The organism is Sphingobacterium tabacisoli, assembly GCF_017908035.1.
GTDB classification, from domain to species: Bacteria; Bacteroidota; Bacteroidia; order Sphingobacteriales; family Sphingobacteriaceae; genus Sphingobacterium; species Sphingobacterium tabacisoli.
Window position 1 is genome coordinate 1,335,672 of sequence record NZ_JAEQMU010000001.1, and the last position, 15,151, is coordinate 1,350,822.

Genomic DNA, 15,151 nt, shown 5'->3' on the forward strand with positions numbered 1-15,151 from the left:
AGGCGTATTACCTTGGTTCGATCTGCTCGGTAATACGCCTTTGGATTTATCTTTCGTATTGAGGGATTCCGGGATTCATCGACAATACCTTTGGTGGTACAGGTAGAATCATGCGTCTATCATTAGACTTTATCTCCATCATCTTACCATCTAGGGGATGTTGAATGGTTTTAATCAAATCACCTGTTACAGCCAAACGCTTTAAATCAAAGAATCGAGTGGATGCCATGAATGGGAACTCGCGACGACGCTCATCCAATGTTATTTTTAATGCTTCGACAGCATCTTTACTTCCTAAAGGTTGATAGTTCTCGATACGGCTAGCACGTAATGTATTTAAATAATTAATAGCCTCGCTCGCATTCCCTAAACGGGCTTCACATTCTGCAGCTATCAAAAACATTTCTGCTGTACCAAACCCCATATTGAATGCTACATAAGGAGCAAATAATACCTTTCCTGGAAATTTTAGTTCATTAGGTCCAAATGATGCACGATCTTTACAAAAGAACAAATCAAAACGTTTGTCGATGGCACCTACTGGCAAATCTGTACTGTAGGTGCTTACAAAATCTGGTGATGCATAAAATTCGGCATTAAATTCACCATCACTGCTTGTTCCTTTTTTCGCCCATATGACCTCAGGGTTATTTTGAAAGTCCAACATAGGAACTAAGGGATCTGTTTTCAAGCATACTCTACCCCAAGTCGTTTTATCTTTTGTCGTGTATAAGGAATAGTCCATCAAATTGCTGTTAAGAGCTAAAGCATTTTTAGCTTCTGATAAAGCATCTTTGTAATTACCCTGATACAGATTCACCCGCGCTAGAAAAGCATGGCTTACGGAAAGTATCGCTTGATATCTATTTGATGTAGTTTGACTCAGATGTGGAAGGGCTTCCGATATATCCTTTTTTATCTGCTTATATACTGCATCGACAGATACACGCTCATAAGAAGCATTGACATCCTCTGCAAGTACCATTGGAACTCCAAGATCTGAGCTAGCAGTATTCGGGTTATAATAAGCACTATAAACATTGACCAAGTTAAGGTATTCAAACGCTCTTCCCACTTTAGCCTCAGCACATAATCTCATTTTTTCACGTTCAGATCCCTCCGTAGAAGAAAGCACATTATTAACTACCACATTATAAGTAAATATACGACCATAAGCAGACTCCCAAAACGAATCCATCTGTCCGTCTTCCAACGTAGCTCCAGGTGCGAAACTGTATAATTGTTTCTTTAGAAAAGAAAAGCTATCAAAACGAGCTGCTGTTACTGGATCATTTATTGTTCCGGCGTTTATATCATCTGTTAAATAAGTAGGATACCCTGGTGTCGAAGATATTAAGGACGTGCTATTCATCAACAATTGGTAATCTCCCGTCTTTTCAGGGATTGTAAAACCTTTAGGCTTGATATCTAAATAGCTGTTACAGCTATTTAGACTCAACATTCCCACTATTAATGCAAAATATATCGTTTTCATTTTTTAATCAATTATAAACCTACAGAAATACCTAAATTGTAAATAGTCGGTGTTAATACCCCGCGCGTAGGTATAGTTATTAGTTTGTTTTGCGCATCATTAAACATGCTATAACCAGACCATACTTCAGGGTCTAGATTATCCTTATTAGCCGCCCACCTCCATACGTTCTGAATTTGTCCTGTGATACGAACATGGTTAAGCTTCGTTCTAGCAATCCATTCTTGCGGTAAAGTGTAGGACAAGGAAACATCTCGTAATTTGATATAATCCGCTTTCTGAATAAAGAGTTGTGCCGAATTATATATGTCGGACATATTTCCAGAAGCAGCACTCACAAATTTCGGAGCCATTTCTGGGTTTTTAAGCTCGTCTCCCGGTTGCTTCCAATAATTCAACCAACTGCGTTCGAAGTTGCTATTGTAGTTTAGCTCAGCATACTTACTCAAAAACTCTGGGTGTACGCCACGCATCACGTGCCCACCGTTGAATATGAACATGAAGTTTAAACTAAAGTTTTTGTAACGCACGTTATTGCTTAGAGAAGCATTATAAGGAGCGATGGTTGTACCTGAATAAATCAAATCTTCCGCGGTCAACTGTTGTGTACTTCCGACTAAAGTGCCATCCGCTTTTCTAGCCATTGGTAGACCTTCCTCATTCAATCCAGCGTAATCAATACTATATATACTTCCCATAGCTACACCAACACGGTTTTGTGTCGTACTATAGTAAGAATATGGTGTATTCTGAGAGACGTAGAGTTTGGTTATTTTGTTATTATTGTAGGCGAAATTAAGAGCTCCTGTCCAGCTGAAATCAGTTCTTTTCAGGATCTGTCCTGTCAATCCGACTTCGATCCCGTTATTACGCATATTACCGTAATTCATCAAAACATTACTCCATCCTAACGTTGGATCTAAAGCACTATTTCCCAATAGATCTTCAGTCTTCTTACTATATAAATCAATTGTAGCACCGAGCCTGTTATTCCACATAGAGAAATCCAGTCCGAAATTAAACACATTGGTACGTTCCCATCTCAATAACGGATTTGGAGGAGTGGTAATGGACGACTGTAACTCACCAGTGTAAGGGTTTAATCTATCATCAACTTTGGAAATCAAATATGGACCTGTTTCCTTCGGAACATTACCATTCACACCATAAGTCATACGTGCAGACCATTTATCCAAAAAGTCCAAATTCAACTCAGGAAGACGATACAAGGCTCCTACCGACCACAATGGTTTGTACTGGTTTTTGATATCCGTACCGAATAGATTAGATTGATCCATACGAATACTACCACTTAATGTTAATTTACGATTGTACGTATAGGAAGCATTCGCATAAAAAGACACAAAACGGTCTACAAGTTCCTGGAACCCTTTCTCCTTTTTCGTCATTGTATAACTGTTGAACAACGCCTCAGTATTACGTAACATAATGCCATAGTTTTCTTCGTTGATTCCTTTATATACTAGAGAACTCTCATCATATCCGTATTTATAAATATCTGTAAAGCGATCTTTGATCTCTCTGCGCTCTGCACCTGCTATTGCAATAATTTCATGAATATCAGAGAATGTATTTTGATAGTTCAATTGACCACGTAATGTATAACTGTTAATATCGTTACGTCGCTCTGAAAACTGTCCTCCTTTAGGAATATTATATTTCGCAATCCCCTCAACCATCTGTGTCGCATCATTCACCATACTTGCCACTTCCCAGAATTGTTCCCTACTCAATGTGCCATTATAGCCCTCAGTACGTTCTGACTGATAAGATAAATCGAAATCTAAGCCCTTAATGATTTTAAAATTAGCGCCGAAGTTCAGATTAATATACTTGTTGTAAAACTTCTCATGCTTATACTCATTTTGTTCAATAGGTCTGTAAGTCTCATCTTGCAGTCCTAGACTATTCAATCTATCAATCTCATATTGAGATTTGTTATTAAACCATTGTGCTGGACTACCATCCTCATTACGCAACAAGAAATAAGAAGCCTTTCCTCCGATGTAATTATTATAATAATCAAAGCCAATGTTTCCCTCACGCTGTTGGTTTTTACCTAAGATATTAGCTCTCAAAGTAACCCAATCCGTCAACTTAAAGTTATTCTTGATATTAAAACCTATTCCCTTATTAGTCGCACGGCCTTTATTGTAATCACCTGGTTGCGTATAGTTCAATGAATAGTGATAACTATATCGATCAACTCCACCAGAAAGAGCTAAATTATGTTGCTGATCAAATCTTACCGTGTTTAGAAACTCATCCATAGAAGAATAGCGATCTCTATTACGATACACATCCAGTTCACGTTCCATCTCTTCTTCAGAGATAACGCCCCCCTTATGTCTATAAAGAATACCGTAAACGTCGTTCATAGACTTTCTAGGGTCAATTGCGCTATAGTCTCCTGATCTATAGTTGAACATCTCTTTTTGAAAATCCACCAACTCCGCAGAGCTCATCTTATTCAAATACTTACGGCTGGGCAGCCCTCGGAATGACAGGGTATTGGAGTAGTCGATTCTTGCAGGACCTTCTTTTCCCATTCTAGTCACCACGACAATAACTCCATTGGATGATCGCACTCCGTATATCGATGCCGCTGAGGCATCTTTTAATACGGTGATGGTCTCTATATCATTGGGATTCAAGGCTGTCAAATCTCCTTCGTAAGGCATACCATCGACTACCACTAAAGGTGCTCCCTGTGCATTTATTGTAGAACGCCCACGCACTTCTATTCCCAAGCTGTTTTTCGTATTCTGTGGGCTAGCACTGTTCTGTACCATACTCATTCCTGGTACCAATCCTTCTACCCTATCTAACAGCCCTGTCTGCAATCTACCCTCCATATCTTTAGCTGTAACCTGAGAGAATGAACCTGCAGCGCGTTCTTTACTGATTTTTTGGTATCCTGTATTAATCACGACATCTACCGTTTCGACCTCCGCACTCAAATCCTGAAGTACAATAGTTCCCATATTGGTAGAGGCCGTCACTTCCATGGATTTGTAGCCTAGACAAGAACATTCCAGTTTTTGCCCTGCATCAACGGTCTGCGTAAACTTAAAATACCCCTGCTCATCGGTCACCGTACCTAGGTCGGTTCCTTTCACACGGATACTGACACCACGAACCGGCTTGCCCTGTGCATCTACAATGCGTCCAGACACCTGTTTTTGCTGTACCTCTTCAAAGACCTTAACACGGTTTGCAGTATTGTTTGAAGCACCCCTCCCTTTTTCCTTGATTACGATAGTTTTATTATCAATCTCGTAACTCAGATCAAGGCTATTCAAAATAGAAACCAAAGCCTGATCTAAGGGCTTCTGCACGATATCGACCGAAATTTTGGTATTCGGATCTACATCACGGGCAGACCATACATAATGATACCCCGTCTGCTTGTTGATCGCCATAAAGATCTGGCGTACTGATGTTGACTTTGCTTTTAATGTAACCTGCTGTGCTATACCGCTAGCAGAAAGTTGCATCATGCAGAAAGTCATAAAAATCGAAGTCAATGACACTCGCATAACTCTTCTCCTCCACGTCCTGCTACCTCGTAGTAGATGGTAACAGACAAATTGTTTTAATCCAGCAAAATAACCGGTCGAGACACGGTTATCCTGTCCATAATTTTCATACATTTGATTAGGTTTTAAAAATTTGTTGTACTACAGTTTTAGGCCTTCGGGTAGAGGCGCCGCAATCGCTTCTACCCTTCCTTTTTTATTATTATTTTTCGCTTACATATATTGTTCTGTCTTCGTAACGGAATTTAATCTTTCCGGTTTTTTGCAATAACTCCAGCAGTTCCTTCAATTGGCTGAATCGGGGTACCATAACCTCGAACTTCTCGCTCTTTAAGTGTGCTTTTTCAATGATAAAATCGACATCGTACCAGCGTCCCACCTGCTGTAAGATTTCATCCAGACGTTCTGAATTAAAAACAAAGTTTCCTTCCTTCCAAGCTAGAACGGCAGATGGATCCACTACCGATTTCTTAATAGAAGTCCCCTCTACAATCCCCTGTTCGCCCGGAACCAGCACCAGCTTTTCCTCACCTGCACTGATCCGTACAGAACCTTCAAACAGTGTTGTATAATTCTTCTTCTCCCCTTTATAGGATTTCACATTAAAATGTGTCCCCAGCACCGCAATCTCTTGCTTACCCGCCTTTACGCGAAATGGTTTAGCTTCACCTTCTTTTCCTTTCGTCTTCTTTAACTGAGAGGCCACCTCAAAGTAAGCTTCACCCTCCATATCAATATGCCGCTCATCTTCATCTTCTTGATAGGCTAGCTTCGTATCGGCATTGAGCCATACCTTACTCCCGTCAGGCAGCGTCATTCGATACTGTCCTCCACGTGGTGTACTCATTTCAAACGAAGAAAAATCGGTTTTCTTAACACCTTCCACTTCTCCTCCATCTTCATACATAAGCCCATTATCCATCAAAAGCCCTTCTTCACCAGCACTCAAAGGGACAACCGTACCATCGGACAATTTTAGAGTCGCCTGATTTGCACCCGGTTGTATGGCCGCTATCGGCTGCTCCTGTACCGTCTTCCCCTTACGTAGACCAAGGAAAACAAGGCCTAATACCACCACAAGCGAAGCCGCCATGTACAGGAAAGGTTTCCAGCGGTAGATACTGTTAGAGATATCAACAGACGATGGCATATTTATCAATGACTTATGCTTTTGCCAAGCTTGCGCCGTATCAAATGTCCTCAGTAAGCTCAAATCTTTAGATAAATCCTCCTTCCGCAACACGGCATCTAAAAGCTCTTGATTTCGTTCGTCCTTCGCCAACCACTCTCTTATAAATGCATTTTCTTGCGGAGTCCATTCCCTAAAATGAACAGCAGATAAAATCTTCGCAATATGTTGAGGATATCTAGCCATAATCAATTGTATAACAGAAAAGGGGATGAGAATCTCTAAAGATTTTTAAAGAAAAACACAAAAAACTGTAAATCAGACGCTTTATTTTACAGAACAGCAAACAACATCCGCAAAAACCAGCATAAACACAAACAGCTGATCCTTATTTAAAACATTCCGAAGCAGTTGTATACCACGCATTTTTTGATTGTAAACCGTACTACTACTAATGCCCAATTCATCGGCTACTTCTTGCGGTGTATACCCTTCAACAAACAGAAGACGTATCACATTTCTACACTGCTCAGGAAGCTTTTCTATCGCCAGATGCACCTCCTGTATCGTCTCCGTATAAATCATCTGTTGTGTCACGGGGACATCGAACCAATCGAGGCTATACTGATAACCCTCTGCTTTGACCCGATGTCTCTTCTCCTTATCCAGGAGGTTAAGCGCCGCATTTTTACAGCTTACATAGAGAAAAGAGCGAATACTATGAAGTTCGGAAAAGTCGCCATTCCTGTTCCATAGCTTTAAGAAGCTATCGTGAACAATCTCTTCAGCAACGAAGTTATCTAATCCCATTTTGGCGAGAAATAGGCAAAGAGGCTGGTACAAAAGATAAAAAATGTCCTGGTAGGCTTCAGGCTTACCCGCCCGAAAATCACTCACCATTTGGTCCATTTTATTTACTTCTATCACTAGTTGCACATCAAAATCTCGTCAAATCTAGTAATTATAACGTAAAAGTAAGTGCATTCGTGACAGTCGTTACCGAAGTTTTCCCGCTGTACCTTTTAGATTGCCTACAAAGAGCACATTCAGGCAAAATGAGTCAGCATTGCCCCTATTTTTTTCTGAAAGTGTATGTATTCAATGGACATCAAGAACTTTCATGTCTGTTGGTGAACCGAAGGAATCATGAAAGTTTTTTCTTATCGATCAGTAACAAAGTTGAAGGGGCATCTTTTAGCCAAGCCACTTCTTTAGCAACTAAATCTTCCCATACCGTCAGGTTAATAAGCATTAAATCCTGCTTTCGCCATATTTCGTCAGTCAGCTCCTGTTCACCATAGATGACCAGGTGGTTTGGTACCTGTTGTTCTAACTGCCGCAATTTCTCCCGGAATACTTCATTATCTTTCAGGGCATTCTTAAAATCGACAACAATAACCTGAGAGCTACTGTTATGTATTAGCTTTTGGATATACGTCAGTAAAAACATATCCTGTGCCTGAAAGACAGGAACAATAATCCGATCCACAGCAGTAAAGTTTTTATCGATCAGAATACCGACAGCAGCAGTCACCCGTGCATTGATTTGATCATTGCGACTGAAAGCCAGAAAAGGTGATTCAGCCTGCTTTACGGTATGGAGAAGCCGTTCTGGATTAATGATACGTGACGTAAAATCCAAAAACCGTCCTAAAATACTCCCTTCATATATCGATTCACTCACCCCCAACAATAAAAGGTCTGTTTCAGCTTCCCGCGTCGTCTGAATAATCTCCGTATCGATATCGCCGGATATCTTGAAGACCGATGACATCGACTGCTCCAACTTCTTCGCCACTTCTTTAATATCCCTAAAACTATCCTCCTCCTGTTCCTCAACTTCATAGTGATGCAATTCGTTAGAAGGTGCGATATGCAGAGCCGTTATCACGGAGTTATCTTTGGAATGTGCTGTAAGCGCGTTCGCCAGCTTGAACAAGGATATTCCCGTACTGCTTTTCGCAAAAGAAAGGAGAATCTTAAACTTTGTTTTATCCTGTATCTTGGCTCCCATCCCACTTTTCTTGGGCTTAAACAATCTATTGATAAGATCTAGCGAAGGTCCTGTCATAAAGGTTGTCACCAAAGCCATCAATACCATCATAGAGAATAGTTCGGCACTCAACACCCCCAGATCATAACCGATATTAAGAACAATCAATTCCATCAGCCCCCGTGTATTCATCAATGCTCCAATACTCAGACTGTCCTTCCAGCTCTGTCCGACAAAACGGGCAGCCAATGCACTACCTACAAACTTCCCTATTACAGCAACTAGTATGATTACCCCCGCAATCAACCAGTGCTCCAAGTCATTCAGCAATCCAATCTGCGTACGCAGTCCTGTAAAGACAAAAAACAAGGGCAATAAAAGTAATACAGCTACATCTTCAATTTTCTCAATAAACATCGATCTAAAGCGTGTGCTCTCAGGCATGATGGCTCCGGCCATAAAGGCTCCGAACAAGGCATGTATCCCAATGACCTCGGTCGCAAAAGCAGAGAGAAGTAAAACAATAAAGAAAATTGCAACTTCACGCTTACCTAAACTATCTTTGGAGGAGTTAAGCTCCCCCACACGGAGTAAGAAGGGACGTACGATCTTAATCATGACCAATACATAAGCGATGGCCAACAGTACGGTATAAATTGCACTTGTCGCTGCTCCCGCTTTCACGATAGCAATCACTACTGCCAATATACACCAGGCTGTGATATCATCTGCAGCAGCACAGGTTATCACCAATGCGCCCAATTTCGATTTTTGAAGTCCCCGTTCTTGTATAATCCGTGCCAGAACCGGAAATGCAGTAATGCTTAACGATATGCCTATGAAGAGACTATAAGATAGGAACTCCACATTAGCTGGAGCATAATACTGATAAAGAAAATAAGCTAACCCCACTCCCATTGTAAAAGGAATTACGATACTCGCATGCGATATCACGACCGCATCATGTGCCTTATTCTTAAGTACGCCTAAATCCAACTCCATACCGATGATGAACATAAATAGGATCAGTCCGATCTGGCTCAAAAACTGCAAATTGCTCAGAGAATCTACCGGAAACAGCACCGCTGAAATCTCTGGAAAATGTAAACCGAGCAACGAGGGGCCCAAAATGATCCCGGCCAACATCTCTCCGATTACAACAGGTTGTTTTATTTTGATACACACCCATCCCATAATACGGGCCGCAATGATAATCGTAACGATCTGAGCCAACAAAATTGCTAACGGATGCCTTAGGCTATGATGGATAGAATCTAAAAAATCCTGCCAGGCGTTTACACTTGTTACTTTATTGGCAGTAGCCGCTGTATCCTGCAATTGTGTACCGAGCGTAATGACGCCATACATTATTGCGAGCAGACCGCCGACCAAAATCACATAAAATACCGTATTTTTATAGTTCTTCATCTTACCTTACTGATTGTGCTAATAAATTGATACACAAAAATACCATTAAGTTTTAGGGCTTAGGATATCCCGCAAAATCTAGGTGAAAAAATGTAATGAAGTGGCAAAAAAATGTAACTAACCCAATGCAAGAAGCTCCATGAAGGCCTTGCGATAGGTTTCACTCAATCCTAATACAATCGGTTTGTCCGATTGATCTTTCATCGTGGTCACAATCTCTTCCGAATTAAAGAACTTGACAATACGTAAAGAGATAATCTCCCGTTTATTAATACGGACAAAACCAGAAGAAGGTAAAACAGCTAGCAAGCCACCAAAACTAATATTCTTGACAATGACATCGGTTTCATCTTCAAAAAAGAGAATCTTATCCCGGCTATCTACATCTGAATTGCGAATAAATAGAATCTTGTCAAAATGGATTAACGCCTTTCCCTTATCCGTATTGAACTGAGCATAGGTGGAGTCAGGCGTCTTTTTCGAAAACTGAGATTTCACTTTTTCTACGGCCTGTTTAAGGCGCTGTAATGAAATAGGTTTAGTAATATAATCTACAGCATTAATATCGAATGCCTCGCTGGCATATTGTTTATAAGCTGTCGCAAAAATAACCGGATAGTCCCTAAGAATCTCTGCTATATCAAAACCTGTAAGCTGGGGCATTTCGACGTCAAGTATACAAAAGTCGAAGTCTAGCTCACGATACTCTTTGATCAGTGCCAGCGGGTCATTGAAAACCTTTACAATCTCAACACCTTCCACCTGCCCCATCAGTATTTTCAAAAACTTTAAACTGGGTATTTCATCATCCAGGATAATACACCTTAACTTTCTATGACTCATATAGCTTAATTTGTAAGTAGGCACTATAGACGTCATTTTCGACAAACCTTTTCAGTTCATGCCGCCCTGTGTAGTAGCGCATCAATCGTTCTTCGAGTGTTTTACTGCCTATCCCCCCTTTTCTTTTTGCCAACGGAGACTTTTTAGAAATGGTATTGTTGACCGTAATTTCCAGCACACCTTCCTGAAAACTGATAGCAATCGCTATAAAAGAATTCTCGCTTTGAATATCGGCATGCTTAAAAGCATTTTCAATCAGATCAATACTAATCAGCGGAACCATCACGGCCGAAAAAAACAAAGGTTCATTTTCTTCATCCACATCGACTTTCACCTGTATATCAAACAATGGACTGAGTTTTACCTTATTGATTTCAATCAGATTTAAAGCGAACTCAATCTCCTCTTTGGGCGACACCAGCTTATTCGGGCTCTCGTACAAGACATAATCCAATACCTGCGCCAGCTTATCCATTGTAAAGTACGTTTGGTACGCATGCGACAATATCGCATTCAGAGAATTTTTTAAGAGATGGGGATTTAATTCTGTACGGTGTACATCATCAAGACGGTCGTGCATCCGCTTATAGACATCTTCCTGTCTCCTTCCTTCCAATCGTATCCTACGGTTTTCTCTACGCAGAAAAACACAGTACACCGCTAGCCCCCCTAAGAGAATCCCCAGAACTCCAAAAATGATATAAACGGTATTATCAGACATAGATTGAGCAAACTGTAAAAGCCTTTTTATCCTTCAAACTTATGCAAAAAGAGGCGTATTCGCGAATTGCAAAAGTAAAAATGAAGCTTCCGCCAGCTACATTTTACAAAACGAAGCCCCATTTGGAACTTATTACATTTTTCCGCAGACATATTACATAATATCGTTATAAGCAATAAACCTTCGCCCATTTTTTCTTAACTTAAGCATACTTCAATCAACAGTTCGATGATATACATCGGCTTTATCGGACACTTTTAGTGTCCCACACTAAAACTTTAGTAATCATGGAAAAACTCATTTTCGAAACCAACATCAACACTCCTCAATCTGCACAAAAGGTACAGGATGCACTACAACGGATTGCCAAAATCCGTCATTGGAAAATAGATTTTGACTCTATCTATAACCTATTGATCATAGAAGGGATACGACTAGATCACATAGAAATCGTTTCCAGCTTGGCCACACATGGCATTGAAGCCTCCCGCCTATACGAAGAGTAGTCATCTCGTCCCCTAAGCTATAAATCGTACAGGCAATGTTATAAAATATACCCGTAACTTAGGTCTGCTTGTTTTATTTTTGTATAAAAGCATACATAGAACATGGAAAACCTATCAAGGAAAAATTTCATTCGGAGCTCAGCGCTTGCAGTAGCAGGGCTCTCTGTAGGTTCGACTATACTAGGGGCAAATCGCCCGGAAAACGAATACAAAGTCATGACAACAAACAAACTTAAGTTAAAGAATGTCCGACTTGAGACCGGATTTGAATACGATGGAGAGACTATTATCGCGACCAAGACGGGCCTCTTTTCCATTGAAATGGAGAATGGCAAATTCACTAAAATAAGCAGTGAACAGCAGGATATGGCCGATGCTATCGATGCTAAAGGCATGTTGCTCTTACCTTCCTTCAAAGATATGCATATCCATTTGGATAAAACCTATTATGGCGAGCGTTGGCAAGCGGTAAGAAGAGGTGCTGGCGGCGTCAAAGGCATGATTGCACTCGAACAGCAGATACTCCCCGGTCTATTGGAAAAATCCACTTACAAAGCTGAGAAACTTATTGAGTTACTGCAGTCCAATGGTACCGCTTTCGCTCGTAGCCATGTCAATATAGAACCGACATCCAAGCTCGATTCCCTGAAGAATCTACAGAAGGCTTTAGAGAATAAAAAGAATGGTTTCGGGGCCGAACTCGTAGCATTTCCTCAACATGGAGTCTTCTATACCGACAGCGCCCCTTATCTGCGCGAAGCCGCCAAAATGGGTATTGACTTTATCGGAGGTGTAGATCCTTACAGTATTGATGGAGCAATCGAGAAAACGATGGATTTCACCATACAACTTGCACTTGACCATCAAAAGGGAATAGACATCCACCTGCATGAATCGGGAGAATCGGGATTGCAAACGGTAGAATACTTAATTGATAAAGTCAATGAGAATCCTGCTTTAAAAGGTAAAACCTACCTTAGTCATGCCTTTATCCTGGGACGTATCGACCGTTCCAAACAAGAAGAATTAGCAGAAAAATTAGCCGAATCCCAGATAGGGATTGTATCCACAGTACCCTTTGGCGGCTTGACCATGCCTATCCCGACCTTATTAAAACATGGCGTCAATGTAACTTTGGGCAATGACAGCATTGTCGATCACTGGAATACTTTTGGCAGTGGTAGCGTATTGCAAAAAGCTAACCTAGCCGCACAATTGTATGGCTATACCAGCGAATTTGCCCTATCACGCGCATTAAAACTAGCCACTGTCGGGATCAGCCCACTAGACGATAAAGGCAAACAACAATGGCCGAAAATCGGAGACGAAGCCAATGCTGTGCTCGTCGATGCCAGTTGCTCGGCCGAAGCGGTTTCAAGAATCTCGAACATTACGTCCTTAATTTACAAAGGTAATACGGTTTACTAATTTCAGTTGCTATGAAAACGTCCTTACTTCTATTGGCACTTGCCCTATCTACGGTCTCTTGCCAGGCGGAATCACCTCTACAAAACCAAGACGCTATGCAGACACAATCAGATATTCTCACTGCTGTAAACAAAGCAGATTATACAGCCGTAAAAAATGCGCTATCGAAAGGTGCAGACGTAAATACAAAAGACGATAGCGGCAGATCGCTACTCCTTATAGCGACCAATAATAAACAAGTAGAACTTGCCAAGCTACTCGTTGAACATGGAGCAGACGTCAACCTACAGGCCAACAATCAAGACAGCCCCTTCTTATACGCTGGAGCCAGTGGACAGACCGAGTTGGTCAAGTTATACCTTGCTCACGGCGCTCGCTTTGACATCTTCAACAGATACAACGGTACCGCTTTGATTCCTGCCTGCGAACGCGGTCATGTCGAGACTGTACGTTTACTGGCCAATACCAATGGATTCCCTATTGACCATGTCAACAGACTCGGCTGGACTGCCCTCATGGAAGCTGTAATATTAGGCGATGGCACCGAGCGATTTCAACAGATCGTGCAGTTATTAAAAGACGCCGGTGCAACATTAGATATCCCTGACCACGATAACCGGACACCGCTACAACATGCCGAAGCCAAAGGCTTTCATAAGATTGCCCAATTGCTAAAATAATATGTTATTTTATGTCTATTTTTATAGAAAACTATAAAATAGCTATGCTACAGGGTTCTGACTTCTTCCCCATTTTGGGTATTCAAGAGTTTAATGAAAAGCTCATCCCTAGCAAGAATTTGCTCTACCATGAGCTCCGGGGTGAGCGTCTTATTGAATCGCCACACAAACATGACTTCTTTATTATTATGCTCTTCGAGAAAGGAGGCGGTACACATAGCATCGATTTTGTAAATTACCCTATTGAAGATCATCAGATTCATTTACTTTTCCCGGGACAGGTACACGAATGGAAGATAGAGAAAAATAGTATTGCTTATCAGCTCATGGTAAGCCGCGAATGGTTTGAACACCTTATCCCTTATTTGAGGTTCGCAACATCCTATTACCAAAACCATCCTGTCATCGCCATTGACTCCAAAGAGTACCGCTTACTGCTGCAAGAGTTTACAGCCATTCATGACGAGATGTCAAAAAAAGAAATACTATGGGATATTATCCAAACCCGCATTAATCTCATCGCCCTTTTGGTAAGCCAATGCGCGGCCACGAAATTTGAAGATTTTGAAAAGTACAATGCCACACCTATACTCTCCCGCTATTTGGCCTATATAGACCGTTACTACACAGAAGAAAAATCCGTATCCTTTTATGCGGACAAGCTTAACATCACCCCAAACTATCTTAATATCCTGAGCAAAAGGACACTCGACGTTTCCGCTTCCTCCCTAATACAGGATAGATTGGTATTAGAAGCGAAGCGGCTGCTCAAAAGCTCCGAACTTTCCATGAAGGATATCGTCTATAGCCTTGGCTTTTATGATCATGCCAACTTTGCTAAATTTTTCAAAAAGAAGACAGGAATGACTCCCTCCGAATTTAGAGAAGGGAGCTAATTTTATTTTCGCTGTAGAATCATACCATGGTCAAAACTCAAGTGATCTATATCACTGAATATCATCTTGCCATTACTTTCCTCTATTTCACCGTAGCCCTCTACCAAACCTTGATCCGTCACCCTAAAAACAACTTGTCGAACAGAAGTAACACCTTCAGAAACAAAGCTATAATCCCCTGTAATTAGACTATCCTTCAATATTCCATTTATCTTCCCAACATTTCTATCCTTACCGAAGAAAGCATATTTCAACTCCCCGAACACGGAATCTTTCTGTTGCTGTAGTACCATATTTATCGTATCTCCTTCCGACTGGAATAAGTAATCTCCAGCTATACTGCCTTTTTGTTCTACCGACCCCGAAGATTTACACCCCATGGCAAGACATCCTCCCAGTCCCAACATGAAGAAAACACCTTTAAAAACAAATCTCATAATTCCTGTATTAGCGTACGTTAAAATTAATAAAC

At 41.0% G+C, this 15,151-nt stretch carries 12 protein-coding genes; 4 read left to right on the forward strand and 8 right to left on the reverse strand.

From position 1 onward, the window contains the following. Nucleotides 1-46: 46 nt before the first annotated feature. The 7 genes from JKG64_RS05560 to JKG64_RS05590 form a co-directional block, all read right to left on the reverse strand. Entirely contained in the window at nt 47-1,495 is a 1,449-nt protein-coding gene (locus JKG64_RS05560) for a RagB/SusD family nutrient uptake outer membrane protein (protein WP_210353335.1), read from the reverse strand. Between the two features lie 11 nt (nt 1,496-1,506). Further along, on the reverse strand, nt 1,507-5,169 hold the full coding sequence (locus JKG64_RS05565) for a SusC/RagA family TonB-linked outer membrane protein (RefSeq protein ID WP_210353336.1): 3,663 nt from the start codon (nt 5,167-5,169) through the stop codon (nt 1,507-1,509). Nucleotides 5,170-5,257: 88 nt separating this feature from the next. Then, entirely contained in the window at nt 5,258-6,430 is a 1,173-nt protein-coding gene (locus JKG64_RS05570) for a FecR family protein (RefSeq protein ID WP_210353337.1), read from the reverse strand. An 81-nt stretch (nt 6,431-6,511) separates the two neighbouring features. Continuing rightward, the gene (locus tag JKG64_RS05575) at nt 6,512-7,084 is read right to left on the reverse strand and encodes an RNA polymerase sigma factor (RefSeq protein ID WP_210353338.1); all 573 of its coding nucleotides are present in this window, start codon (nt 7,082-7,084) and stop codon (nt 6,512-6,514) included. Between the two features lie 244 nt (nt 7,085-7,328). Beyond that, nucleotides 7,329-9,605: a cation:proton antiporter gene (locus JKG64_RS05580; RefSeq protein ID WP_210353339.1), complete on the reverse strand. Its 2,277-nt coding sequence runs from the start codon at nt 9,603-9,605 to the stop codon at nt 7,329-7,331. Between the two features lie 117 nt (nt 9,606-9,722). Beyond that, a complete protein-coding gene (locus JKG64_RS05585; protein WP_210353340.1) occupies nt 9,723-10,448 on the reverse strand; it encodes a LytR/AlgR family response regulator transcription factor in 726 nt (241 codons plus the stop codon). After that, nucleotides 10,438-11,169, reverse strand: a complete 732-nt coding sequence (locus JKG64_RS05590; protein WP_210353341.1) for a histidine kinase — start codon at nt 11,167-11,169, stop codon at nt 10,438-10,440. Before JKG64_RS05590 ends, JKG64_RS05585 begins: the two co-directional genes overlap by 11 nt. Nucleotides 11,170-11,456: 287 nt before the next feature. Between JKG64_RS05590 and JKG64_RS05595 the strand changes: the two genes are divergently transcribed. The 4 genes from JKG64_RS05595 (at nt 11,457) to JKG64_RS05610 (ending at nt 14,679) form a co-directional block, all read left to right on the forward strand. Continuing rightward, on the forward strand, nt 11,457-11,675 hold the full coding sequence (locus JKG64_RS05595) for a hypothetical protein (protein WP_210353342.1): 219 nt from the start codon (nt 11,457-11,459) through the stop codon (nt 11,673-11,675). 102 nt (nt 11,676-11,777) lie between these two features. Next, complete coding sequence (locus tag JKG64_RS05600) at nt 11,778-13,103, forward strand: amidohydrolase (RefSeq protein WP_210353343.1); 1,326 nt, start codon at nt 11,778-11,780, stop codon at nt 13,101-13,103. A gap of 11 nt (nt 13,104-13,114) precedes the next feature. Continuing rightward, nucleotides 13,115-13,783 carry an ankyrin repeat domain-containing protein gene (locus JKG64_RS05605; protein ID WP_210353344.1) on the forward strand — a complete coding sequence of 223 codons (669 nt, stop codon included), beginning with the start codon at nt 13,115-13,117 and terminating at the stop codon, nt 13,781-13,783. A gap of 11 nt (nt 13,784-13,794) precedes the next feature. Continuing rightward, nucleotides 13,795-14,679, forward strand: a complete 885-nt coding sequence (locus tag JKG64_RS05610) for a helix-turn-helix domain-containing protein (RefSeq protein WP_246512484.1) — start codon at nt 13,795-13,797, stop codon at nt 14,677-14,679. Nucleotides 14,680-14,681: 2 nt separating this feature from the next. Here JKG64_RS05610 and JKG64_RS05615 read toward each other — a convergent pair whose 3' ends face one another. After that, nucleotides 14,682-15,116: a hypothetical protein gene (locus JKG64_RS05615; RefSeq protein WP_210353345.1), complete on the reverse strand. Its 435-nt coding sequence runs from the start codon at nt 15,114-15,116 to the stop codon at nt 14,682-14,684. Nucleotides 15,117-15,151 lie beyond the last annotated feature (35 nt).